The organism is Bradyrhizobium ferriligni, assembly GCF_056837965.1.
The window spans coordinates 158,168-182,189 of sequence record NZ_JBXEJO010000001.1 but is presented as its reverse complement, the minus strand read 5'-3'; the positions used below and the strand labels follow the sequence as shown (position 1 = coordinate 182,189).

General features: G+C 67.2%; 21 protein-coding genes and 1 pseudogene. 19 read left to right on the top strand and 3 right to left on the bottom strand.

Translation table 11 applies throughout. The features are described 5' to 3' along the window. The first annotated feature begins 27 nt into the window (after nucleotides 1–27). The 19 genes from AC1VNY_RS00855 (at nucleotide 28) to AC1VNY_RS00765 (ending at nucleotide 20,870) form a co-directional block, all read left to right on the top strand. The gene (locus tag AC1VNY_RS00855) at nucleotides 28–846 is read left to right on the top strand and encodes a helix-turn-helix transcriptional regulator (RefSeq protein ID WP_482403739.1); all 819 of its coding nucleotides are present in this window, start codon (nucleotides 28–30) and stop codon (nucleotides 844–846) included. 120 nt (nucleotides 847–966) lie between these two features. After that, a complete protein-coding gene (locus AC1VNY_RS00850; protein ID WP_482403738.1) occupies nucleotides 967–1,977 on the top strand; it encodes a branched-chain amino acid ABC transporter permease in 1,011 nt (336 codons plus the stop codon). A gap of 3 nt (nucleotides 1,978–1,980) precedes the next feature. Further along, entirely contained in the window at nucleotides 1,981–3,066 is a 1,086-nt protein-coding gene (locus tag AC1VNY_RS00845; RefSeq protein ID WP_482403737.1) for a branched-chain amino acid ABC transporter permease, read from the top strand. Then, nucleotides 3,059–3,841 (top strand): ABC transporter ATP-binding protein, encoded by a 783-nt coding sequence (locus AC1VNY_RS00840; RefSeq protein WP_482403736.1) that lies wholly within the window; start codon nucleotides 3,059–3,061, stop codon nucleotides 3,839–3,841. The genes AC1VNY_RS00845 and AC1VNY_RS00840 overlap by 8 nt, the downstream gene beginning before the upstream one ends. After that, the gene (locus AC1VNY_RS00835) at nucleotides 3,834–6,044 is read left to right on the top strand and encodes a Tm-1-like ATP-binding domain-containing protein (protein WP_482403735.1); all 2,211 of its coding nucleotides are present in this window, start codon (nucleotides 3,834–3,836) and stop codon (nucleotides 6,042–6,044) included. The genes AC1VNY_RS00840 and AC1VNY_RS00835 overlap by 8 nt, the downstream gene beginning before the upstream one ends. 3 nt (nucleotides 6,045–6,047) lie before the next feature. After that, nucleotides 6,048–6,881, top strand: coding sequence for a phosphoenolpyruvate hydrolase family protein (locus AC1VNY_RS00830; protein WP_482403734.1), 834 nt, complete (start codon nucleotides 6,048–6,050; stop codon nucleotides 6,879–6,881). Nucleotides 6,882–6,905: 24 nt separating this feature from the next. Continuing rightward, nucleotides 6,906–9,800, top strand: a complete 2,895-nt coding sequence (locus AC1VNY_RS00825) for a flotillin family protein (RefSeq protein WP_482403733.1) — start codon at nucleotides 6,906–6,908, stop codon at nucleotides 9,798–9,800. Nucleotides 9,801–9,809: 9 nt separating this feature from the next. Beyond that, nucleotides 9,810–10,247, top strand: a complete 438-nt coding sequence (locus tag AC1VNY_RS00820; protein ID WP_411783694.1) for an SRPBCC family protein — start codon at nucleotides 9,810–9,812, stop codon at nucleotides 10,245–10,247. 216 nt (nucleotides 10,248–10,463) lie between these two features. Beyond that, the gene (locus AC1VNY_RS00815) at nucleotides 10,464–10,907 is read left to right on the top strand and encodes an SRPBCC family protein (RefSeq protein ID WP_050387585.1); all 444 of its coding nucleotides are present in this window, start codon (nucleotides 10,464–10,466) and stop codon (nucleotides 10,905–10,907) included. Nucleotides 10,908–10,922: 15 nt separating this feature from the next. After that, complete coding sequence (locus tag AC1VNY_RS00810) at nucleotides 10,923–11,741, top strand: FAD binding domain-containing protein (protein ID WP_482403732.1); 819 nt, start codon at nucleotides 10,923–10,925, stop codon at nucleotides 11,739–11,741. Between the two features lie 6 nt (nucleotides 11,742–11,747). Continuing rightward, nucleotides 11,748–12,227, top strand: a complete 480-nt coding sequence (locus AC1VNY_RS00805) for a (2Fe-2S)-binding protein (protein ID WP_018273433.1) — start codon at nucleotides 11,748–11,750, stop codon at nucleotides 12,225–12,227. Nucleotides 12,228–12,239: 12 nt separating this feature from the next. Next, nucleotides 12,240–13,832, top strand: a complete 1,593-nt coding sequence (locus AC1VNY_RS00800) for a xanthine dehydrogenase family protein molybdopterin-binding subunit (RefSeq protein ID WP_482403731.1) — start codon at nucleotides 12,240–12,242, stop codon at nucleotides 13,830–13,832. Nucleotides 13,833–13,834: 2 nt separating this feature from the next. After that, entirely contained in the window at nucleotides 13,835–14,857 is a 1,023-nt protein-coding gene (locus tag AC1VNY_RS00795) for a xanthine dehydrogenase family protein molybdopterin-binding subunit (RefSeq protein WP_028333322.1), read from the top strand. A 9-nt stretch (nucleotides 14,858–14,866) separates the two neighbouring features. Then, nucleotides 14,867–15,748, top strand: a complete 882-nt coding sequence (locus AC1VNY_RS00790; RefSeq protein ID WP_482403730.1) for an AAA family ATPase — start codon at nucleotides 14,867–14,869, stop codon at nucleotides 15,746–15,748. Beyond that, nucleotides 15,745–16,863 (top strand): vWA domain-containing protein, encoded by a 1,119-nt coding sequence (locus AC1VNY_RS00785; protein WP_482403729.1) that lies wholly within the window; start codon nucleotides 15,745–15,747, stop codon nucleotides 16,861–16,863. Before AC1VNY_RS00790 ends, AC1VNY_RS00785 begins: the two co-directional genes overlap by 4 nt. Next, a complete protein-coding gene (locus AC1VNY_RS00780) occupies nucleotides 16,860–17,750 on the top strand; it encodes an amidohydrolase family protein (protein ID WP_482403728.1) in 891 nt (296 codons plus the stop codon). The genes AC1VNY_RS00785 and AC1VNY_RS00780 overlap by 4 nt, the downstream gene beginning before the upstream one ends. A 51-nt stretch (nucleotides 17,751–17,801) precedes the next feature. Next, nucleotides 17,802–18,650, top strand: a complete 849-nt coding sequence (locus AC1VNY_RS00775) for an MBL fold metallo-hydrolase (RefSeq protein ID WP_026193286.1) — start codon at nucleotides 17,802–17,804, stop codon at nucleotides 18,648–18,650. A gap of 12 nt (nucleotides 18,651–18,662) precedes the next feature. Then, the gene (locus AC1VNY_RS00770) at nucleotides 18,663–20,234 is read left to right on the top strand and encodes an isochorismatase family protein (protein WP_482403727.1); all 1,572 of its coding nucleotides are present in this window, start codon (nucleotides 18,663–18,665) and stop codon (nucleotides 20,232–20,234) included. Between the two features lie 9 nt (nucleotides 20,235–20,243). Then, on the top strand, nucleotides 20,244–20,870 hold the full coding sequence (locus tag AC1VNY_RS00765) for an FMN-dependent NADH-azoreductase (protein WP_482403726.1): 627 nt from the start codon (nucleotides 20,244–20,246) through the stop codon (nucleotides 20,868–20,870). Between the two features lie 212 nt (nucleotides 20,871–21,082). Here AC1VNY_RS00765 and AC1VNY_RS00760 read toward each other — a convergent pair. From AC1VNY_RS00760 to AC1VNY_RS00750, 3 genes and pseudogenes are all read right to left on the bottom strand, one after another. Further along, a pseudogene (locus tag AC1VNY_RS00760) lies at nucleotides 21,083–22,018 on the bottom strand (sensor histidine kinase); the annotation flags it as partial. A gap of 424 nt (nucleotides 22,019–22,442) precedes the next feature. Continuing rightward, nucleotides 22,443–23,135: a response regulator transcription factor gene (locus AC1VNY_RS00755; RefSeq protein ID WP_016842578.1), complete on the bottom strand. Its 693-nt coding sequence runs from the start codon at nucleotides 23,133–23,135 to the stop codon at nucleotides 22,443–22,445. A gap of 150 nt (nucleotides 23,136–23,285) precedes the next feature. Next, complete coding sequence (locus tag AC1VNY_RS00750; protein ID WP_482403725.1) at nucleotides 23,286–23,801, bottom strand: hypothetical protein; 516 nt, start codon at nucleotides 23,799–23,801, stop codon at nucleotides 23,286–23,288. Between the last annotated feature and the right edge of the window lie 221 nt (nucleotides 23,802–24,022).

Here is a 24,022-nt window from a genome sequence, read left to right as displayed (position 1 = left end):
ACAAGAACATCCCGCGGGAGGGGAGGCATGAGCAGGGCGCTTGCCGTCTTCCACGGCCGGTTCGGTCGCGCGACGGTCTATCAGTTGAACCGTCCCTTCAACGTGCATGCGCACCGCGAAGGGCATCTGATCTTTCATGTCGGCGGAACGCCGGCGCAGATAGACGTCTCGGAGCAGCGGCTGCTGCTCAAGGACGATACCGTGGTCGCGGTCAACCCGTGGGAACCGCACAATTTTCTGCCGACCGACATGGACCACGGCGCGATCTTCTTCGTGCTCTATGTCAACGCCGAATGGTTCGCGCCGCAGCCCGCGACGGCACAGGGCCTGCGGTTCGGCCGCACCTTCTTTCCGCGCACCGAAGCGCTCGACCGGCTCATCCGCCGCACCGCAGCACTGGTATGCGGCGCGCCGTCGCTGCGCAGCCTCGATTGCGAACTCCGGCAGCTGATCGACTCCTGCTACGAGGAGAGCTGGCAGGCGGCGAAGGACGCGCGCGCGGCGGCCGCGGTGACCGATTTCCGGGTGCGCAAATCGATCAAGCTGATGTCGGAAAGCCCCGGCGCCGAGATCGAGCTCGATGCGATCGCGCGCGAGGCCGGGCTGTCGCGGCCGCATTTCTACCGGCTGTTCCGCACCCAGACCGGCGTCACCCCTCACCTCTACATGAACACGCTGATCATGGAGCAGGCGCTGGATGCGCTGGTGGCGACCGAGACGCCGATCGCCGATATCGGCTTCGACCTCGGCTTCTCCTCGCAGAGCGGCTTCACCCGCTTCTTCGCCGCCAATGTCGGCATGGCGCCGACCGACTATCGCCGCGCCGCCAAGGTGTTGCGGCCGTGAAGCAGTTCCGGAGCACACGATAAAAGATACTGTCGATCAAATCCCGAGCTTCCGCCCTCGGTAGGATATTGGACACGCGGCCCGGCAGACGGTCGCGACCACTGAGGGAACGCGACGGAGATGGCCAGGTTCATCGAACGCCATCCGGCCTGGGCGCTGATCGTGATCATCGCGGTCGCGATGCTCGCGTGGCTGGTGTTCGCGATCTGGCCGCCTGGGCTGGAGGCCGCGATCGGCCGCAAGCGCGTGTTCCTCAACGCGGTGCTGAACGGCATCACGCTCGGCGGGCTGTATTTCCTCGTGGCCAGCGGCTTCACGCTGATCTTCGGCCTGATGCGCAACGTCAACCTCGCGCACGGCTCGCTCTATCTGTTCGGCGGCTATGTCGGCTACGCGATCAGCAGCTGGACCGGATCGTGGCTCCTCAGCTTCATCATCGCCTTCGTCGCGGTGGCGCTGGTCGGCGTGATCCTGCAGCTCGTGGTGTTCCGGCGCATGGAGGGTCAGGACCTCAGGCAGACCATGGTGACGATCGGGCTCTCGATCGTGTTCGCCGACCTGATGCTCTGGGTGTTCGGCGGCGACTTCTACCAGGTCCAGACCCCGAGCTGGCTGATCGGCCCGATCCAACTGCCGCTGCTGACCGCGATCAAATCATCGGGCGAGCCGGTCTATCTGCAATACCCGCTGGTGCGGCTGGTGATCTTCGCGGCCTCCGTCGTGATCGGAATCGCGATGTGGCTGGCGCTCAACCGCACGCGGATCGGCATGATCGTGCGCGCCGGCGTCGACGACCGCGACATCCTGGCCGCGACCGGGGTGCGGATCCAGCTGGTGTTCGTCCTGGTGTTCGCGCTCGGCGCGGGCCTTGCCGGCATTGCCGGCGTGGTCGGCGGCACCTTCCAGTCGCTGTCGCCGGGCGAGGATACGCGGTTCCTGCTCGCTTCCCTCGTGGTCGTGATTGTCGGCGGCATGGGCTCGATCCCGGGAGCGGCGCTCGGCGCCGTCATCATCGGCCTCGCCGAGCAGCTCGGCTCGGTCTACATCCCGACCTACGCCATCGTCGTCACCTTCCTGATCATGGTGCTGGTGCTGGCGCTGCGGCCGCAGGGCCTGCTCGCGAGGCGATGACCGATGTCGCTGCTCCAGAGCACCCAGTTCCGCCCCGATCCATCCGCCAACGCGACCCGCCGCGCCTTTGTCCGCGCCTGGCCGGAATTCCAGAATCCGGCGGCCTGGCTGGTCGCGCTGATCCTCGTGATCATGCCGCTGATCGCCAACGGCTTCTTCCTGATCGAGATCTTCGCCACCACGCTGATCCTCGGCATCATCGCGCTCAGCCTGATGTTCCTCGCCGGCTATGGCGGCATGGTCAGCCTGATGCAGCTCACCATTGCGGGCTTCGCCGGCTATATGGTCGCGGTGTTCGGCATGAGCGGCAACGCCAATATCAGCCTCGGCTGGCCGTGGTGGCTGGCAACCCCGATGGCGCTGGCGCTGGCGACGCTGTTCGGCACGCTCGGCGGCGCGCTCGCGGTGCGCACCGAGGGCATCTACACCATCATGATTACGCTCGCGATCGGCGCCGCGTTCTACTACTTCACCAACCAGAACTGGGCGATCTTCAACGGCCATACCGGCATCAACACCGTCGCGACGCCGCATTTCTGGAGCGTCGACTGGCGCGCCGATATCGCCTTCTATTATGTCACGCTCGGTGTCGCCGCGATCTGCTACTTCGCCGTCCAGTATGTCTCGCGCGCGCCGTTCGGCCTCGCACTGCAGGGTGTCCGCGACAATTCCCGCCGCATGGCGGCGCTCGGCTTCAACCCCAATGCACACCGCATCGCGGCCTACGCCTTCGCCGCCTTCATCGCCGCACTCGGCGGCGTGCTGCAGGTCTGGAACTACCGGCAGATCTCGCCCGGCTCGGTCAGCGTCGGCGCCTGCATCGACGTCCTGATCATCGCCGTGGTCGGCGGCATCACGCGGCCGATCGGCCCGTTCATCGGCGCGCTGATCTTCGTGCTGCTGCGCACCTTCGCGCTCGACGTACTGATCAAGTTCGGCCTCGACGGCAACCGCTTCCGGCTTCTGATCGGGCTCGGCTTCCTCGCCATCGTGTTCTGGTCGTCCGACGGCGTGATCGGCCTGTGGGAACGCTGGCGGCGGCGCAATGCATCCTCGACGCAACGTTCAGGCGGAGGCCGCCATGGATAGCGTCGCGCAGCGGCTGTCCGTGGTCGGCGCCGGCGCGGCGCTCGAGCTGCGCGGCGTGACGCGGCTGTTCGGCGCGCTGGCGGCGCTGACCGACGTCACCATCACGGTGCGGCCCGGCGAACGCCGCGCGGTGCTCGGCTCGAACGGCGCCGGCAAGACGACGCTGTTCAACTGCATCACCGGCGACTTTCCGCCCTCCTCCGGCACGATCCGCTTCTTCGGCGAGGACATCACCCAATTCCCACCCTATGAGCGCATCCGCCGGGGCTTACGCCGCACCTACCAGATCTCGGCACTGTTCCCCGGCCTGACCGTGCAGGACAATGTCTACCTCGCCTGTCGCGGCGTCTCGCGCGGCCGGTTCTCGTTCCTGCGCCCGGGGCAGAACGATGCGCTGATGCACGCGACCGAAACGCTGGTCCAGGCCGTGCACCTCGCGAACGTGAAGGACCAGCGCGTCGCCGAGCTCGCGCATGGCCAGCAGCGCCAGCTCGAGATCGCGCTGGCGCTCGCCGGCGCGCCGCGCTTCATCCTGTTCGACGAGCCGGCGGCCGGACTGTCGCCGACCGAGCGGCACGAGCTGATCGAGATCCTGACCTCGCTGCCGGCCCATATCGGCTACATCATCATCGAGCACGACATGGACGTCGCGCTGCGCGTCGTCGAGAGCGTGACGATGATGCACAACGGTCGCATCTTCAAGGAAGGCCTGCCGCGCGAGATCGAATCCGATCCCGAGGTGCAGGAGCTTTATCTCGGAGGCGGCCATGAATGACCGCCGTGCCGTGCCCGCACTCGAGGTGAAGGGCCTCGACGTCTATTATGGCCATTCGCATGCGCTGCAGGGCGTCGATCTCACGCTCGAGTCCGGCGTGTTCTCGGTGGTCGGCCGCAACGGCATGGGCAAGACCACGCTGTGCAAAGCGATCATGGGCCTCGTGCGTGCCAGCGGCGGCTCGATCCGGATCCGCGGCGAGGAGGTCACGCGGCTCAATCCGGCGCGGATCGCGCGGCTCGGCGTCGGCTATGTGCCGCAAGGCCGCCGCCTGTGGCGCTCGCTGACCGTCGACGAGCACCTGGCGCTTGCCGGCGGCCTGCGGCGCGGCGCCTGGACCATCGAGCGGATCTACGACACCTTCCCGCGCCTCGCCGAGCGCAAGAACAACGGCGGCAACCAGCTGTCCGGCGGCGAGCAGCAGATGCTCGCGATCGCGCGCGCGCTGCTGACCAATCCGCATCTCTTGATCATGGACGAGCCAACCGAAGGCCTCGCGCCCGTGATCGTCGCCCAGGTCGAGGACATGCTGCTGCGCCTCGGCGACGAGGGCGACATCTCCGTTCTCGTCATCGAGCAGAACATCGGCGTCGCGACGGCGGTGTCGCGCAACGTCGCCATCATGGTCAATGGCCGCATCAACCGCATCATCGATTCCGCGCGCCTTGCGACCGACCGCGAGCTGCAGCAGCGGTTGCTGGGTGTCGGCACCCATGGCGCCGATGAGACCGACGCCGAGCCGGCGCCGGCAAGGGCTGAAACGGCCGGTGCCCCGCAGCCGGAACGCAAGGGGCCGACCCGCATCTACGTCTCCAATCCGGTGCTGCCGACCCGCTGGTCGCAGCCGGTGCCGATCGCCCGCATCGAGGCCGCCGCGCGGACGCAATCCGCCGGAGTCACGCGGCTCGAGGAGGCAACGCGCCAGCGACGCGAACCGACGGCCTCCCGAACGTCCGGGCCACCGGTCGTCCTCATCGTCGGCACGCTCGACACCAAGGGTGCCGAGCTGCGCTTCATCCGCGATATCATCGCCGGCAGCGGCCTGCGCACGCGACTGGTCGACGTCTCGACCAGCGGCAAGGCGGCGAGCTGCGACGTCACCGCACAGGAGATCGCACTGAACCACGGCCGCGGCGGCTCCGGCGTGTTCGGCACCGATCGCGGCGCCTCGGTGACGGCGATGGCGGACGCTTTCGAGCGATGGCTGCGTCGCCAGGGCAATGTCGCCGGGATCATCTCCGCGGGCGGCTCGGGCGGCGCGTCGCTGGTCGCGCCGGGCATGCGCGCGCTGCCGGTCGGCGTGCCGAAGCTGATCATCTCCTCGGTCGCGTCCGGCGACGTCGGTCCCTATGTCGGTCCCGCCGACATCACCATGATGTATTCGGTGACCGACGTGCAGGGCCTGAACTCGATTTCGCGCACGGTGCTCGGCAACGGCGCTCATGCGCTGGTCGGCATGGTCAAGGCGCGGCTCGATGAGCAGGCCGGCAAGCAACGCGATGCAGGCGCGAGCCTTCCGGCGATCGGCATCACCATGTTCGGCGTCACCACGCCGGCCGTGCAGAAGATCGCCGCCGACCTGCGCGAGGATTTCGAGTGCCTCGTCTTCCACGCCACCGGCGTCGGCGGCCGCTCGATGGAGAAGCTCGTCGAGTCCGGCCAACTCGCCGGCGTGATCGACCTCACCACGACCGAGGTCTGCGACCTCCTGATGGGCGGCGTGTTCCCGGCGACCGAGGATCGCTTCGGCGCCATCATCCGCAGCCGCGTGCCCTTTGTCGGCTCAGTCGGCGCGCTCGACATGGTGAACTTCGGCGCACCCGACACGATCCCGGAGCGCTATCGGCAGCGCAAGTTCCACATCCACAATCCGCAGGTCACCTTGATGCGGACCACGCCGGAAGAGAACGAGCGCATGGGCCGCTGGATTGGCGAACGGCTCAACCAGATGGACGGGCCGGTGCGCTTCTTCCTGGCCGAGGGCGGCGTCTCCGCGCTCGATGCACCCGGCCAACCGTTCTGGGACCCGGAGGCCGACGCGGCGTTGTTCCGCGCGCTGGAGCGCACCGTGCGCCAGACCGGCAACCGGCAGATCATCCGCATCAAGCGCAACATCAACGATCCCGAGTTCACCGCCGCCATCGTCAGCGCGTTCCGCCCCTTGCTCGGACGCGCCGGTGGCCGGCGGAGAGTGGCGAGGTGACCCATGGCCAGGTTTGAACGCACGGCGCTGTTGAAGAAGTTTCACGCCATGATCGCACGCGGCGAGCCGATCGTCGGCGGCGGCGCCGGCACGGGACTGTCGGCGAAATGCGAGGAGGCCGGCGGCGTCGACCTGATCGTGATCTACAATTCCGGCCGCTACCGCATGGCCGGCCGCGGCTCGCTCGCCGGCCTGATGGCCTATGGCGATGCCAACGCGATCGTCGTCGAGATGGCCGGCGAGGTGCTGCCGGTCGTGACCAAGACGCCGGTGCTCGCCGGCGTCAACGGCACCGATCCGTTCCGCGACATGGATGTGTTCCTCGACCAGCTCAAGGCGCTCGGCTTTGCCGGCGTGCAAAATTTTCCGACCGTCGGCCTGATCGACGGCACGTTCCGCGCCAACCTCGAAGAGACCGGGATGTCCTATGCGCTCGAGATCGACATGATCGCAAAGGCGCATGAGAAGAACATGCTGACCACGCCCTATGTGTTCAGCGAGCAGGAGGCCGCCGCGATGGCAATCGCCGGCGCCGACATCATCGTCTGCCATATGGGTCTGACCACCGGCGGCACGATCGGCGCGCAGACCGCGCCAAAGCTCGCCGACTGCCCTGCCCGCATCGAGACCTGGGCCGAGGCCGCGCTCAGCGTCAATTCGAACATCATCGTGCTCGCGCATGGCGGTCCGATCGCGGACCCCGCCGACGCCGATTTCATCATGAAGCAGACCCGCAACTGCCACGGCTTCTACGGCGCCTCCTCGATGGAGCGCCTGCCGGTCGAGCGGGCGCTGACGGATCAGGTTCGCAAATTCAAGGCGATCGGCGCGCGCTAGCCGCCGTGACCAAGGGAGGAAGAGATGTCGGGGATGCTGGTCGGTGAATTGATCCTCTGGCTCATCGTCGCAATCGTCGCGATCGTCATCATCGTCTATGTCGTGAACTGGCTGTATCACCGCTCGTCGAAGGAGGTCTCCTTCGTCCGCACCGGTTTTCTCGGCGAACGCGTGGTGATCAACGGCGGCGCCTTCGTGCTGCCCTTCATCCACGACTACACGCCGGTCAACATGAACGTGCTGCCGATGGGGATCGTGCGTTCCCGGCAGGACGCGGTGATCACCCGCGACCGCATGCGCGTCGACATCGAGGCGGATTTCTACGTCCGGGTCCAGCCGACCCGCGAGGCGGTCTCGATCGCCGCCGCCACGCTCGGCCGCCGCACCATGGAGCCGCAGCAGCTGCACACCCTGCTCTCCGGCAAGTTCATCTCCGCGATCCGCTCGGTTGCCTCCGAGATGACGATGGAGCAGATGCATGAGCAGCGCGGCGACTACGTCGCGCGCGTCAAGGCCAATGCCGCCGAGGCGCTGGCGCAGAACGGCCTCGAGCTGGAGTCGGTCGCGATCACCGATCTCGACCAGACCGACCTCGAATATTTCAATCCCTCGAACCGCTTCGACGCCGAAGGCTTGACCCGCCTGATGGAGGACATCGAGGCCAAGCGCAAGCTGCGCAACGACATCGAGCAGGACTCGATGATCAAGATCCGTTCCCGCAATCTCGAGGCCGAGCGCCAGGCGCTGGAGATCGAGCGCGAGAGCGAGACCGCCCGTCTCGAGCAGGAACGCGACATCGAGATGCGCCGCGCCCTGCAGCGCACCGAAGTCGCTCGCGAGCGCGCGCTGCGCGAGACTGAGTCGGAGCAGGCCCAGATTACGGCGCGCGAAGCCATCGAGAAAGCGCGGATCGCCAACGAGCAGGCGATCACCGAAGCCCGAATCGCCTCGGAGCGCGAGACCCGGCACAAGGAGATCGAGCGGACCCGGGCGGTCGAGGAGAAGGAGCTGCTGGCCCGCGAGGAGATCGAGAAGGTCCGGATCGCCAACCAGCGTTCGGTCGACACCACCCGCATCGCCTCCGAGCGCGAGGTGCGCCAGCGTGAGATCGAGCGGATGCGCACGGTCGAGGAAGCCGAGATCGCCGCCCGCGAGGCGATCGAGAAGGCCCGCATTCAACAGGACCGCGTCGTCACCGATGCCCGCATCGCCAATGAGGAGGAGACCCGGCGCCGCGAGATCGAGCGCACCCGCGCGGTCGACGAGGCCGAGATCGCGGCCCGCGAGGCAACCGAGAAGGCGCGCATCGCCCAGACCATGACGGTCAATGTCGAGCGCATCTCCTCCGACGAGCGCACCCGCGCGCTGGAGATCCAGCAGGTGCGCACCATCCAGGAAGCCGAGATCGAGGCGCAGAAGGCGGTCGAGGCCGCCCGCATCGCCCGCGAGAAGATGCTGGCCGCCGAGCGCATCGCCGCCGACCACACCACGCGCAAGCTCGAGATCGAGCGCAACCAGGCGGTCGAAATCGCCGGGATCAGTGCCCGCGAAGCCACCGAAGCGTCGCGGATCGCCCAGGAAGAGCATGTCCGGGCACTTGAGATTGCCCGCACCCGTGCGATCGAGGAAGCCGATATCGCCTCCCGCGAGGCGATCGAGGCGGCGCGCATCTCGCAGGAGAGGTCGGTCGCCGCGCAGCGCATCCGCGCCGAGCGCGAGACCCGCGCGCTCGAGATCGAGCGCTCCGGGGCGATCGAGGCCGCCGAGCTGAAGCGCCGCGACGCGGTCGAGCGGCAGCGCATCGATGTCGAGCTGACGCTGGAGAGCGAGCGGATCGCCTCCTCCAGGACCCGCGAGGTGCTCAACATCGACCAGAAGAAGGCGATCGAGCTCGCCGACGAGGAGCGCGTGATCGCGCTCGCCGCCAAGCGATCCGAGCGGATCGATGCCGACCGGCAGGTCCGGCAGGCCGAGATTGTGGCGCGCAAGGACATCGACACCACAGACGTCTCGCGCGAGCAGGCGCTGGAGGCGGCCCGGATCGAGCGGCGCCGCGCGATCGAGCAGCTCGAGGTCGCCCGCAACCAGTCGCTGCAGGAGGCCGAGATCGTCGCCCGCGAGGAAGTCGAACGTGCACGGATTGCGTCGGACCGTGGCCTCGACGAGGCCCGCGTCGGCCGCGAGCGCGAGCTGCGCAAGCTCGAGGTCAACCGCGAGAAGGACGTCGAGACCGCGCTGATGGAAAAGGCCATCGCGCTGCATCAGAAATCGCTGGAAGAATCCGCGGCGCGCGCTGCCGCCGAGGACGCGCGGATCCGCGCGACCGAGGCCGCCGAGCGCGTCGTCACGGCGCGCGAAAGCGAGATCGCAAAGCGGCGCAAGACGGTCGAGGTGCTGCTGGCCGAGAAGCAGGCCGAGGAGACACGGATCGCCGCGGAAGCCGAACGCGTCCGCGCCGCGGTCGAGGCCGAGGCGCAACGCCTGCTCAACGAAGCCGAGAACGTGCTCACCGACCAGGCGCGCTACTCGCTGTTCCGCCGCAAACTGCTCGACCGGATCGAGGGCATCGTGCGCGAGAGCGTCAAGCCGATGGAGAAGATCGAAGGCATCCGCATCCTCCAGGTCGACGGCCTCAACGGCAATGGCCATGGCAACGGCACCGGCCGCAGCGCCACCGACGAGGTGATCGACTCGGCGCTACGCTACCGCGTGCAGGCGCCGCTGATCGACTCGATCCTGTCGGATATCGGCGTCGAGGGCGGCAGCCTCGCCAAGATGCCCGGCCTGATCCGCGAAGCTCGAGACATGCAAGGCATCAAGGACTCCGCGCGCAAGAGCGGTGGCGATGCCAAGCCGGCAGCGCCCGAGGGCGGCGGCGAGCCGGCGCGCCCCGAGCGCACGCCGCGCAAGAAGGACTGAGCTGAAGCCATGGCACGGGTTTACGTCTCCACCGTCGTCAACGCCCGCAACGACCGGGTCTGGGCCCGCGTCCGCGATTTCAACGGGCTGCCGAACTGGCATCCCGCGATCGCCGAGAGCCGGATCGAGGGCGGCGAGCCCTCCGACAAGATCGGCTGCGTCAGGGATTTCCGGCTGCGCAACGGCGATCGCATCCGCGAGAAGCTGCTCGGGCTGTCCGACTACGACATGTTCTGCACCTATTCGATCCTGGAATCGCCGATGGGCGTCGAGAACTATGTCGCGACACTGCGGCTCACGCCGGTCACCGACGGCGACCAGACCTTTCTGGAATGGACCGCCGAATTCGACTGCGCGCCGGAGCGAGAGACGGAGCTCGTCAACAATATCGGCAGCGGCGTGTTCCAGGGTGGCTTCGACGCGCTGAAGCGGGCGTTCGGGGGATAGCGGAATGCATAGATCAGATATCTCCGAGCGGACGGTCGACCTCTCCCCTTGTGGGAGAGGTCGGATCGCATCGCAAGATGCGATCCGGGTGAGGGGTCGCGGACCCTCGTGGGACCTGCGCCCCCTCACCCGGCGCTACGCGCCGACCTCTCCCCGCTGGGGAGAGGTGAGGCAAGCGGCTCGATACATCAAAACCGCAAATATTGGATTTTGACCGTGCCGCATATCGTCAAGAGCACGATCCTGGATGCACCGACCGACGCGGTGTGGGCCGTGCTGCGCGATTTCAACGGCCATGACCGCTGGCATCCGGCGGTCGCAACCAGCGGCATCGAGCGCGCACAGCCGTCCGACAAGATCGGCTGCGTCAGGCGCTTCAAGCTCAAGGACGGCGCCGAGCTGCGCGAGCAATTGCTGGCGCTGTCCGACCTTGAACAATCGTTCAGCTACTGCCTGCTCGATACGCCGATCCCGATGTTCAACTACGTGGCGCATGTCCGCCTGCTACCGGTCACCGACGGCGACCGCACCTTCTGGCACTGGGAGTCGCGCTTCACGACGCGGACCGAAGACAGCGAGCGCATCACGCAGATGGTTTCGGAAGACATCTACCAGGCCGGCTTCGACGCCATCCGCCGGCATCTGAAGGAGGCCGCGTAAGCGGGGAACGACATCATGCCCATTACGGTGAAGACCTTCACCAGCACCCATGACGCCGCGGCGGCGCTGTCGTCGGATCGCGGCGCCCGCTATCTCGGCGGCGGCACGCTGGTGATGCGGGCGCTGAACGAGGGCGACGTCTCGATCTCGACCGTCGTGCGCGCCAGCGACCATGCGATGACACGGATCGATGCCACGGGCTCGCGCATCACGCTGGGTGCCGGCGTCACCTTCGCGCGCATCCTGGCCGAACGCGACATCGGCTTCCTGCACGCCCCGGCGCGGTCGATCGGCGGACCGGCGGTGCGCAACATGGGCACCGTCGGCGGCAATCTGTTCGCGCCGGTGCCGTATGGCGACTTCACGGTCGCGATGCTCGCGCTTGATGCCACAGTGTCCGTCCAGGGCGGCCTCGGCGGGCGCGATATCCCGATCGAAGAGTTCCTGCAATCGCGCGACCGGCAGGCCGGATCGCTGGTGCTGGCGATCTCCTTTGCCAGGCCCGGCAGCACTGAGGCCTTCCGCTACCGCAAGATCGCACGGATCAAGCCCAAGGGCGGCGCGGTCGTCACGCTCGCGGCGCACCTGCCGGTCAACGGCAGCCGCATCGTCGGCGCCCGCGTCGCACTGGGCTCGATGGCGCCGACGCCGATCCGCGCCCGCGCCGCCGAGCGCGCGCTGGAAGGCCGCGCGCTCGACGCCTCGACCATCAGCGCGGCCGCTGCAGCAGCGGTCGAAGGAACGTCGCCCGGCGACAATGCGCTCGCCAGCGCCTGGTATCGCCGCGAGATCGTCGGCGTGCATCTCCGCCGCCTGTTGTCCGGTCAGGAATAAATCGTGATGGCCAAGACTGCCCTTCAATTCCAGCATAACGGCCGTGACGTCGCGATCTTCGTCGACGGCGGCACCAACCTTTTGGTCGCGCTGCGCGAGCTGATCGGCGACATGACGCCGAAATTCGGCTGCGGCCAGGGCGGCTGCGGCACCTGCAGCGTGCTGATCGACGGCGAATTACACCTCTCCTGCCTGACGCTCGCCGAAACGGTCGCCGGCCGCTCGGTCGAGACGCTCGACGGCATCAAGGACGGCCCCAACCTGCACCCGCTGCAGCGTGCCTTTGCCGATAATTTTGCGGCGCAGTGCGGTTATTGCACGCCAGGGATGCTGATGGCCGCGAAAGCGCTGCTCGACCGCAATCCGCAGCCCAGCCGCGCCGAGGTCGTCGAGGCGATCTCGGGCAATATTTGCCGCTGCACCGGCTATGAGCCGATCATCAACGCCGTGCTGGCAGCCGCGTCCGGCGGCCGCGCCCGCGCGTAAGGAAACAGTGCCATGCTGGAACTGCGCAAGGACATCTTCGCCGACGAGCGCGACGACAATCTGAAGGAGATCGGCAAAGGCACGCAGCGCCAGGACATGCTCGGCCATGTCACCGGCACCTCGCCCTATTTCGACGATCACAAGCTGCAGGGCATGCTGCATTTGAAGGTGGTCCGCAGCGCCCATTCTCACGCACGGCTGCGCCGCATCGACACGTCCGAGGCCGAGCGGTCGCAGGGCGTGCGGCGCGTGATCCGCGCCTCCGACGTGCCGCGCAACCTGAACACGCTGCTCAGCCTGATCAATTTCGGCAAGGATGACGAGCCGTCGCTCGCGGTCGACAAGGTGCGCTACAAGGGCGAGCCGGTCGTCGCGATCGTCGCGGACAGCCCGCGCGAGGCCTATGAGGCGATCGCCAAGGTCAAGATCGACTATGAACCGCTGCCGGGGGTGTTCGATGTCGAGGACGCGCTGAAGCCGGGCGCGCCCGTGGTCAACGAGGTCTATCCCAAGAACACCTTCACCTATCACGAGACCTACGATCACCAGCAGCTGCGCTTCGGTGACGCCGACCACGCGCTGGCTGCGGCCGATCATGTGCTGGAACAGCGCTACCAGATGTCGCCGATCGAGCACGCGCCGACCGAGACCAACGGCTCGATCGCGGCGCCCGACACCAACGGCCGCTACATCGTCTACACCTCGACGCAGGCGCTGTTCTTCTCGGTCGACACTTGCGCGAAAATCCTCGACGTGCCCTCCAACACCTTCCACTTCATCGGCGGCACCGTGGGTGGCGGCTTCGGCGGCAAGGTCGATACGCTGACCGAGCCGCTCTGCATCCTCGGCGCGATGCTGACCGGGCGCCCGGTGCGCTATGTGTTCGGGCGCGAGGAGGAGATGCAGTACGGCCCGCCGCGCGGCGCCGAGCGAATCTACATCAAAGACGGCGTGATGCGCGACGGCCGCATCGTCGCCCGCAAGGTGCGCGCCTATTTCGACAGCGGCGCCTATACGCGGCTGTCGAGCTATGCGGCAGTGAAATGCGCCGCTCATCTGCCCGGCCCCTACACGATCCCGAACGTCCATGGCGACGTCTACTGCGTCTTCACCAACCGGACGCCGGCGACCGCGATGCGCGGCTTCGGCGTCACGGCGATGGATTTCGCGATCGAATGCCAGATGGACAAGCTCGCTCATCTGGTCGGCACGGATCCCATGGAGTTCCGGATCCTCAATGCGTATCGCGACGGCGACATGAAGGCGCACCGCCGCGAGGCCAAGAACACCGCGCTGATCGAATGCGTGCAGGTCGCCGCGGAGAAAGCCAAGTGGCCGCTCCGCGAGGACTTCAAGCGGATGTCGTCGCGCAAGGATGGCGGCGGTGCGCGCGCCGCCGTGACGCCAACCCCGCGCGAGACGCATACGCCACCGGCCGCACCGTCCCAGCAGCGCACGACGTATGACCGCGCCCCGGCCGCAACCCGCGAGCCGCCGCCACCGCCGCCCTCTTCGCCGCCGCCGTCGTCTCCGCCGCCACGGCCGGCCGCGCCGTCGCATGGCGCCGCCCGATTCTCCTCCGTCTTTGGCACCAGGAGGCGCTGACCATGACCCGGCACCGTGGACGCGGCATCGCGTCGGTCAATTATCCCATCGGCATGAATCTCGGCGGCGATCCGAGCCAGGCGCTGGTGCATTCTAACCCGAGCGGCAAGTTCACCGTGGCGCTGTCGTCGATCGATCTCGGCCAGGGCATGAAGTCGGTGACACGGCAGATCTGCGCCGAGACGCTCGGCGTGCCGGTCGAGGACGTCTATGTCGATACTGCCGACTCCGACACCGGCCCGCACTGCATGGGCTCGTTCGCCTCGCGCGGCACGCATCGGGTCGGCAACGCCGTGATGGCGGCGGCGCGCGAGGCGCGCGGTGTGATGATGGAGGCGGCGGCCGAAGAGCTCGAAGTGAATGCCGCCGATCTCGAGACCGACGGCCGCGGCAATATCCATGTCAAGGGCGCGCCGCATCGCTCGATCTCCACCAAGGACGTCGCGATTGCCGCGCAGTTCAAGCAGGGCAAGACGATCTCCGGCCGCGGCATCTTCCTGGTGCCGCTGTCGGACGTCGATCCCGAGACCGGCGAGATGTCGCCGGCAACATGCTACGCGCATGCCTGCCTCGTCGCCGAGGTCGAGGTCGACGACGAGACCGGCGAGGTCGACATGGTCCGGATGGACTCCGCCTATGAACTCGGCCGCGCGCTCAATCCGCGCCTGGTCGAGCAGCAGCTGGTCGGCGGCGCCTGGATGGGCGTCAGCCATGCGCTCTACGAGACGCCGGAGCCCTATTATCCGGAGCCGGTGCACGGTCCGCGCGACTTCGTCGAATATCTAATGCCGGGTCCGGGCGACATCTGCCCACACGACATCGCAGTGCTGGAGCGCCCGGCACCCGACGGCCCGTTCGGCGCCAAGGGACCGGGCGAGATGTGCGCCAATCCGGTGCTGCCTGCGGTCGCCAACGCGATCTTCAACGCGGTCGGGGTGCGGATCGACGATCTGCCGATCACGCCGGAGAAGGTGCTGCGCGCGATCAAGGCGCAGGGCGGCGCGCGGCCGCAGCCGCGGCGCTGAGGTCTCGCCATGCCGGTCCGCAGCAACATCGTCGGCATCGACAGCCCCGAGGCGCTGGAGAAGGCGCTGCGCGCGGCCTATTACCTTGCCGACGACGGCATCGCGACCGCATCCTATCTCTCGCTCGCGCTCGGCAAGCCGCTGCTGCTCGAAGGCGCGCCGGGTGTCGGCAAGACCGAAGCCGCCAAAGCGATCGCCGCCGTGCTCGGCCGCAGGCTGATCCGCCTGCAATGCTATGAGGGCATCGACGCCGCCGCTGCCCTCTACGAATGGAACTATCCGCGCCAGATGCTGGCGATCCGGCAGGCCGGCGAGGAGAGCATCGACATCTATGGCGACGCGTTCCTGATCGAACGACCGATGCTGGCCGCGCTGCGCGCGCCTGATGCGACGGTGCTTCTGATCGACGAAATCGACCGCGCCGATCAGGAGTTCGAGGCCTTCCTGCTCGAATTCCTCTCCGACTTCCAGATCTCGATCCCCGAGCGCGGCACGGTGCGCGCTGCCGAACATCCCGTCGTGGTGCTGACGTCGAACCGGACGCGCGATCTGCATGAGGCGCTGCGGCGGCGCTGCGTCTACCACTGGATCGATTATCCGAATGCCGAGCGCGAGGCGCGCATCGTGATGATGCGGGCGTCCAGCGTGGCCGAGGCCACCGCCCGCGCGGTGGTCGCCGCCGTCGGCCGGCTGCGCCGCGAACCGCTGAGCAAGGCCCCGGGGATCGCCGAGGCGGTCGACTGGGCGGAGGCCGCGACCTTACTCAACAAGGGCGGCGCGCGCTGGCCGGATGCGTTCAAGCGTTCGATCGGCGTCGCGCTGAAGGACGAGGAGGATCTACATTTCATCTCACCCCGGCTCGATGCGATCATCGCGGATGCGGCCGCATGAGCGACGACCTGCAACTGCCGCGCGCCGCACGGATATTTGTCTCGTTCGTCGCGCTGCTGCGCGCCAACGGCTTCGCGGTCGCGCCGGAGCAGACGACGAGCTTCCTCGCCGCGATCGAGCTGCTCGGGCCGCGCAATCTCGAGCACATCCGCCAGGCGGGGCTCGCGACGCTGGCGCCGCCGCCGGAGCGCCGCGCGACGTATGACCGGCTGTTCGACATCCACTTCCGCGGTGCCGAGGCGATCGAGCAGGCCGAGGGCGAGGACGAGGAGACCGTGCGGCTGCAGGAGGAAGGCCGCGGCGAGGACGAGCCGCCGCTTGCCGATGAGGCCAATGAATCCGGCCTCGCCGCGGCGCGGGCCGAGGCGCTGGTCGAGCGCCGCTTCGCCCAGACCGCGACCAGCGATCCGCTGCGAAAACTGTCGCGTGAGGCGGCAAGGCGGCTGCCGCGAAGGCGCGGCCACCGGCGCCGTCGCGCACGGAGCGGCCCGTTCGCCGATCTGCGCCGCACGCTGCGCGACAGCGTGCGCAATGACGGCGAGGTGCTGCGGCTCGGGCGGATGCGTCGCCGCCAGCGCCCACGCAAGATCCTGTTTTTGATCGACGTCTCCGGCTCAATGAAGGCGCGCACCGAGGAGAACATGAAGCTCGCGCATGTGCTGGTGCAGGCGGCCGGCAATGTCGAGGTCTTCACCTTCGGCACAAGACTGACCCGCGTCACCCCGGCGCTGCGGCTGAAGCGGCGCGAGCAGGCGCTGAACGCGGCGTCGTTCCTGGTCAGCGACTGGGACGGCGGCACCCGAATCGGCGACGCGCTGCAGGCCTTCCTCGCCGTGCCGCGGTTCGGCGGATATGCCCGCGGCGCCGCGGTCGTGATCGTCTCCGACGGCCTGGAACGCGGCGATCCGGCTGCGCTGCGCGATGCCGTGGCAAAACTGTCGCGGCGGGCCTGGCGCCTCAGCTGGCTGACGCCGCTCGCAACCTCGCCCGGCTTCACGCCGCAGACCGAGGCGCTGATCGCGATCCAGCGCTTTGTCGACGATCTCGTGGACGGCGGGTCCAGCGCGGCTGTTGTCGCGCATCTGCTGTCGCTTGGAACAAGGAGAGCCGCGTGACTGGCATTGTCGACGGACATCATCACATCTGGCGGCAGGCCGATCTCGCCTGGCTGTCCGGCCCGATGCAGCCGCGCATCTTCGGCCCCTACGAGCCGATCCGCCGCGACTATCCGATCGAGGAATATCTCGACGACCTCAAGGGCTCCGGCGTCACCCGCTCGGTCTATGTCCAGACCAACTGGCCGAACGGCCAGTTCGAGGACGAGGCGGCCTGGGTGCAGCAGACCGCGGACCAGCACGGCTGGCCGCACGCCCTCGTCGCCTATGCCGATTTTTCCGTCGCCGACGTTCGACCGCAGCTCGATCGGTTGAAGCGCTATCCGCTGGTGCGCGGCGTGCGCATGCAGCTGCACTGGCACGAAAATCCACTCTATCGATTCGCCGCCCGTGCCGACCTCTGCACCGATCCCGTGATCCGGCGCAATGTCGGCCACCTCGCTCACTATGGCTGGAGTTTTGATCTGCAGGTGTTCGCGCCGCAGATGGCCGATGCGGCCGGCCTTGCGGAGGCCTGCCCTGACGTGACGTTCATCCTGCAGCATGCCGGCATGCTGGAGGATCTGTCGCCGCAGGGCCGCGCCGCCTGGCGCACCGGGATGACGCGGCTCGCGCGATGTCCGAATGTGGTGTCGAAGCTGTCCGGGCTCGGCACCTTCATCCATCGCAACGATGCGGCGCATATCGCCGGCGTGATGACCGACACCGTCGCGATCTTCGGCGGCGACCGCTGCCTGTTCGGCTCGAACTTTCCGATCGAGAAGCTGTGGACCAGCTATCGCGATCTCATCGCCGCTTTCAAGACGGCAGCCGAACGGCTCAGCCCTGCACAGCGCGAGGCGATCTTCAGCACGACGGCGGCGCGGGTCTATCGGCTGGGGCCGTAGCCGCAGCGCGGGCACGAACATAACAACGAACACGAATTGGGAGGGAGAACGATGCCGTTGGAGATCAAGATTCTGGACTACGGCGATATCGAGCTGGAATCGAGCTTCCTCGTGCTCGGGCACAATTGCGGCCGCACCCGCCGCGTGCTGACGCTCGGCTTCCTGATCCTCGGCGGCCCCTACCCCGTGCTGGTCGACACCGGCTATCGCTCCAACCAGATCATGGAGACGCTCGGCATGCGCGGGCTCCAGTTCCACGAGAACATGATCGAGAACCAGCTTGCCCGCCACGGCGTGCGGATGGGTGACGTCCGCTTCGTCTGCCACACCCATCTGCACATCGACCATGCCGGCAAGGACGACCTGTTTCCGATGAACACCACGGTCGTGCTGAACCGCAAGGAGCTGGAATACTCCGTCTCCGGCCTGATGCATCCCCAATACCCGGCGCCCGACATCAAGCACCTGATCGACCGCCTGCACACCAAGAGCGCGCTGCGCTTTCTCGACCTCGAAATCACCGGCCCGGTCGAGCTGATGCCGGGCGTCTATTGCGATGCCGCCAACGCCCATACCGAAGGCTCGATGAACATCCATGTTCACACCGCCGACGGCATCGCCACGATCTGCGGCGATGTGATCTATGATTTCAACGACCAGATCGTGAATCCCTTCAATGAAATCCACGACGCCGAGCCGCGCACCACCGGCAATCACGGCACCAGCAAGCGCGCCGAGAAGGCCGCCATCAAGAAGCTGCTCTCGAGCTCGCGCTATCTGCTGCCGGTGCATGATCGCCCGGCCAAGATCGAAGGCGGCATGGTGGTCGGCCGCCTGCATGACCAGGTACCCGGGCCTGTCGTGCAGAGCCTGCCGCAGCGCAACTGGTTCCCGGCGTAGAGGATTGAAGCGATGACGCATGTCACGCTGCGCAGCGAGTTCGAAGGCCTGATCGATCCTTACGCGCCGGTCGGCCAGGTCGGGACCGGCTTCGATTTCACGGAGGGACCGATCTGGCATCCGCTCGATCACTTCCTGCTGTTCTCCGACATGCCGGGCGACGTGCGCAGGCGCTGGGATGCGCGGCGCGGCGTCGTCGAGGTCAGGCGGCCGTCGAACAAATGCAACGGCATGACCTATGACGCAGACCTCAATCTGATCGTCTGCGAGCATGCAACCTCCTCGCTGATTCGCGAGCGGCCCGACGGGCGGCGCGAGGTGCTGGCCTCGCATTACGAGAACCAGGAGCTCAACAGTCCGAACGACGTCTGCGTGCACTCGTCGGGCGCGATCTACTTCTCCGATCCCTGGTACGGCCGGATGCCGGTCTATGGCGTCGAACGGCCACGCCAACTCGGCTTCCAGGGCGTCTATCGCGTGACGCCCGGCGGCGGAGCGTCGAAACTGCTGGTCGACCGCTATTTGTTCGAGCAACCGAACGGGCTGTGCTTCTCGCCCGACGAGCGCATCTTCTATGTCAACGACACCGTGCAGGCGCTGATCCGCGCCTTCGACGTCAACGCCGACGGCTCGCTTACCAATCCGCGCGTGTTCGCCTCCGGCATCCGCTCCGAGCTCGAGCCCGGCCTGCCCGACGGCATGAAGTGCGACCAGCGCGGCAATGTCTGGGTCACCGCGCCCGGCGGCGTCTGGGTCTATTCACCCGGCGGCGACCTGCTCGGCAAGGTGCGCCTGCCGGAGCTCGTCGCCAACCTCGCCTGGGGCGGCGCCGACTTCCGCACGCTCTATCTGACCGCCACCCATTCGGTCTATGCGATCCCGACCAAGGTCGGCCCACGCCACGAGCCCTATATGAGCGGCAAGCGCGGCGGCACGGGTGCCACATCGTCCACGCCTGCGCCGAACCTAACCGCCGGTGAGATGCAGCTCGATCCGCAACGCTGCGCGATGATCATTCAGGACATGCAGAACGACGTCATCATGGACGGCGGCGCGTTCGCCGAGTCCGGCGCGCCGGCGCACGCCCGCCAGCAGCATGTCGTCGAGAATGTCCGCCGCGTGGCGGAGGCTGCGCGAGCGCGCGGCGTCGCCATCATCCATGTCTGGTTCGTCGTCGAGCCGGGCGCGCCCGGCGTCACCTTGAACGCGCCGCTGTTCGAGGGGCTGGTCGACAGCAAGGCGATGGTGCGCGGCAGCTGGGGCGCGGCACCGGTCTCGGGACTCGAGCCGCGCCCGGGCGACTTCGTGGTCGAGAAGATGCGGATGAGCGCCTGGGAAGGTACGCGGCTCGAGACCATCCTGAAGGCGACCGGCCGCGACATGATCATCAACACCGGGGCCTGGACCAACATGTCGGTCGAGCACACCGCGCGCACCGGCGCCGACAAGGGTTATTTCATGATCGTGCCGGAGGATTGCTGCTCGACCATGAACGCCGACTGGCACAATGCCGCGATCAACTTCGCGCTCCAGAACGTCTCCGTCGTGACCAACGCCGACACCGTGATCAAGGCGCTCGGCTAGGGAGGCGCGGTGCCGAAGCTGCTGCATCTCAACTGCTCACCGCGCGCCGATTCGGAATCGGCGGCCGGGGCGCGCATCTTTCTCGATCGCTTCCGTCAGGCGCGGCCGGACTGGGAGATCGAGGCGATGAACCTGTGGCGCGAGCCGCTGCCGGAATTCGAGGGCTCTCTGCTCGAGGCCAAATACGCCCGGATCGGCGGCAAGAGCTTCACCAATTCGCAGCACGACGCCTTCGCAATCGCCGAGCGCCTCGCGCTGCGTCTGTCGCTGGCCGATCGCGTGCTGATCTCGACGCCGATGTGGAATTTCGGCATTCCCTACAAACTCAAGCAGTGGCTCGACGTCATCATCCAGCCCGGGCTGGCCTTCCGCTTCGATCCGGCGCAGGGCTATCTGCCGCTGCTCAAGGACCGCCCGACGATCGTGATCCTCGCAAGCGGCAGCGACTTCGTCACCGGCATGAACCGCGGCCGCATCGACATGGCAACACCCTATCTGCGCGAGGCCCTGCGCTTCATCGGCATCAGCGACGTGCGCTTCGTGCCGATCGGCCCGACCACCGGGCCCACCGAGCCGATCCGCGCCGCTCGCGAGGCGGCGCACCGCCGGCTTGCGGAGATGGCAGTGAGGTTTTGACGGATTCGCTTTTCCGTCGTCGTCCCTGCGAAAGCAGGGACCCATCACCACAGGGGTGTATTGTAGGAGTGAGCTGTGGCCCCAGCGCCGCAAGGCAATTCGCGTTGGTGGTTATGGGTCCCGGGTCGCGCTTCGCTTGCCCGGGACGACACCAAGTTTGTTGCCCGGCCGGCGGACATACATCCGCATTCTCGCGACAGCGCTAACCCACCCTACGTTTCCGCCGCCGGAAAGACCAGCCTGCACAGCAACCCCGGCGCATTGTCGCGCAACTCGATCCGCGCGCCGTGCAGGCTCGCGACCGCCGCGACCAGGCTGAGGCCGAGGCCGTTGCCCGGCGTGTAGCGGCTCTGCTCGAGCCGGTAGAAGCGCTTGAAGACGCGGTCGTGCTGGTCGGCGGGAATGCCGGGGCCGTCATCGGCGACCGAAATCACCGGCCCGCCCTCGTCGTTCTCGCAGGTCACCGTCACCCGTCCACCCGGGCGGCCATGCTTGATGGCGTTGTCGACGAGATTGGCAATCGCATCGAACAGCAAGTCGCGGTCGCCGGTGACCAGCACGGCCTGATCGCCGGCAAGATCGAGGCGTGTGGTCACCTGTTCGGCGGCGGCATCGTAGAGTTCGACCACCTCGCTCACGATCTCAACGAGATTAACGGTGCGAAACGCACCCTTGCGGGCTCGCGTCTCGATCTCGGAAATCCGCGTGATCGACGCGAACATCCCGAGCACCGCGTCGAGATCGGCGATGGTGTCGCCGATCAGCGCCGCATCCCCCTCCCCGCTCCGTGGGGCGTGGTAGGCTTTCTCGAGCCGGCCGCGCATCCGGGTCAGCGGCGTGCGCAGGTCGTGGGCGATATTTTCGCTGACCTGCTTGACGTCGCCCATCAAGGTCTGGATCCGGTCCAGCATCAGATTGAGATTCTCGGCGACGCGATCCCACTCATCATGGCTGCCGCGGAGCGGGATGCGCTGGTCGAGGCCGGAGAGCATGATGGCACGACTGGTCGCATTGATCGACTCGATCCGGCCGACCGTGCGCCGCGTGACGCCGATGCTGGCAGCGGCCGCAAGCCCGATGATCAGCAGGACGACGGCAATGCCGGCGGCCCTGATCTGCGCCATGAAGCCGTCGAGGTCGCTGATGTCGTGGCCGACCAGCAGCCGATCGCCGTTTGACAGGGTTTCCGTCACGCCGCGCAGCAGGGAGGTTCCCGAGGAGAGCTGTGGCAGGGAGGCACGAAATTCAGCCCATCCCTTCTCGGCGGCGCCCGCCGGCCACTGCCTGAGATTTCCCGCCAGCACGGTCGATGCGGGATCGACCAACAGGTACACATGATCGGCGAAGCCCTTGTCCGCGACGCGTTGCGCGATCAGCGCGGTCAGGCCATCGCGGCCGGACCGCGCATGGGCGTCAGCCAGGCTCGCCTGCTCGGTCATGATCGCGCGGTCGGACCTGTCGCGTACATAGGACAACGTCGACCAGTAGACATAGGCGAAGATCGCGGAAACGATCAGGCCGAAGGCACCGATGGCGATCAACGCCAGGCGGAACGTCGACGACTTGAGGGTCTTAGCCAGGAGCACGGAGGCAGTATCCGATGCCGCGGATCGTGTGGATCAGCGGGTAGGCTTGCTGGTCGTCGACCTTGCGGCGCAAACGCCCGACATAGACGTCGATGATGTTGGTCGAGGGATCGAAGTGCAGGTCCCACACATGCCGCAGCAGCATGGCGCGCGACACCACGCGGCCTTCGTTGCGCGCGAGGTATTCGAGCAGCTGGAATTCCTTCGGCAGCAGCGGAATCTTGCGGCCGCGGCGGCTCGCCGTGCGCGAAATCAGATCGATCGCGAGATCGCCGACCCGCAGGATGGTCTCCTTGGCAACGGTCTCGCTGCGGCGGCCGAGCGCCTCCAGCCGCGCCAGCAGTTCGACGAAGGAGAACGGCTTGACCAGATAGTCGTCGCCGCCGGCGCGCAAGCCCCGCACCCGGTCGTCGATTTCGCCGAGCGCGCTGATGATCAGGAACGGCACCGCAATGCCGCCGTCGCGCATCTGACGCATTACCGTGATGCCGTCGATGTCGGGCAGCATGCGATCGATGGTGATCACGGCATAGTCGCGCGCCGCACCCTGGCTCAGCGCCTCGCGGCCGTTCGCCGCCAGATCCACATCATAACCGCTGGTGGTGAGCTCCTCGACGAGCTGACCTGCGGTTTCCGGATCGTCCTCGACGACGAGAATGCGGCGGTGAGCACCGGTCATATTCCTGAACTCTCCGAGCTGTGTCGAACTCTCCGAGTTCTCAAACTCTCCGAGCGGCCGCCCCGCGACGATCGCCGCCAGACTATCCCATTCCGGGGCAGGATGGAACGTCTGGCGACGACCGCGACAACGGTGCGGTTGGTTGGGCGATCACCAATAGTCCCCGCACACATTGACCCATTGCAGACCGTAGGCCGTCCATACCCTGCGGTAGCAGCCGTAGTCATAGCCGGCATAGACATAGGGCGCGCCGATGAACGCGAAGCGATGGAAGCGGTGATGGCGGAAGAAGCCGCCATGATGGAAGAAGCGCGAACCGCGGAATCCGGCGCCGGCAAACCGCGGGCCGATTGCCGGTGCACCGACGAAGCGTGGACCACCAAAGCGCCCGCCAGCGAAATGGCCGCCGCCGCCGCCCATGGCGGCGAATGCCGCGCCGCCACCACGCATCCCGCCGCCGAAACCACCGCCATGCATGCCGCCGCCAAAGCCGCCACCATGCATGCCGCCACCCATGGCACCCATGGCACCACCGTGGCCGCCACCGAAGCCACCTCCGCCATGTCCGCCACCACCACCGCCGCCTCTGGCGAGGGCAGCGGGTGCAAGCGCAACGCTGACAGCGAGCGTCGCTGCCGTGAGACACGTGAGAAGCCTGTTCTTCATGAAACCCTCCCTGATTGGGACCGCGGCGAATTCGTATCGCCGCACGCGAGCATGATCAGAAGACGCAAGCCGATGCCCGACTTCAACTGACAAATGCGCCAGATTCTGACACCGGATTTAGAATTGGCGCGCCGGCATACCGAGCGGCAGTTGCCTGGACCGGCGGCCACGATTGCGTTGGCCGGGATCGACGGACATTTGGCTGGAATCGGCGGATAGCG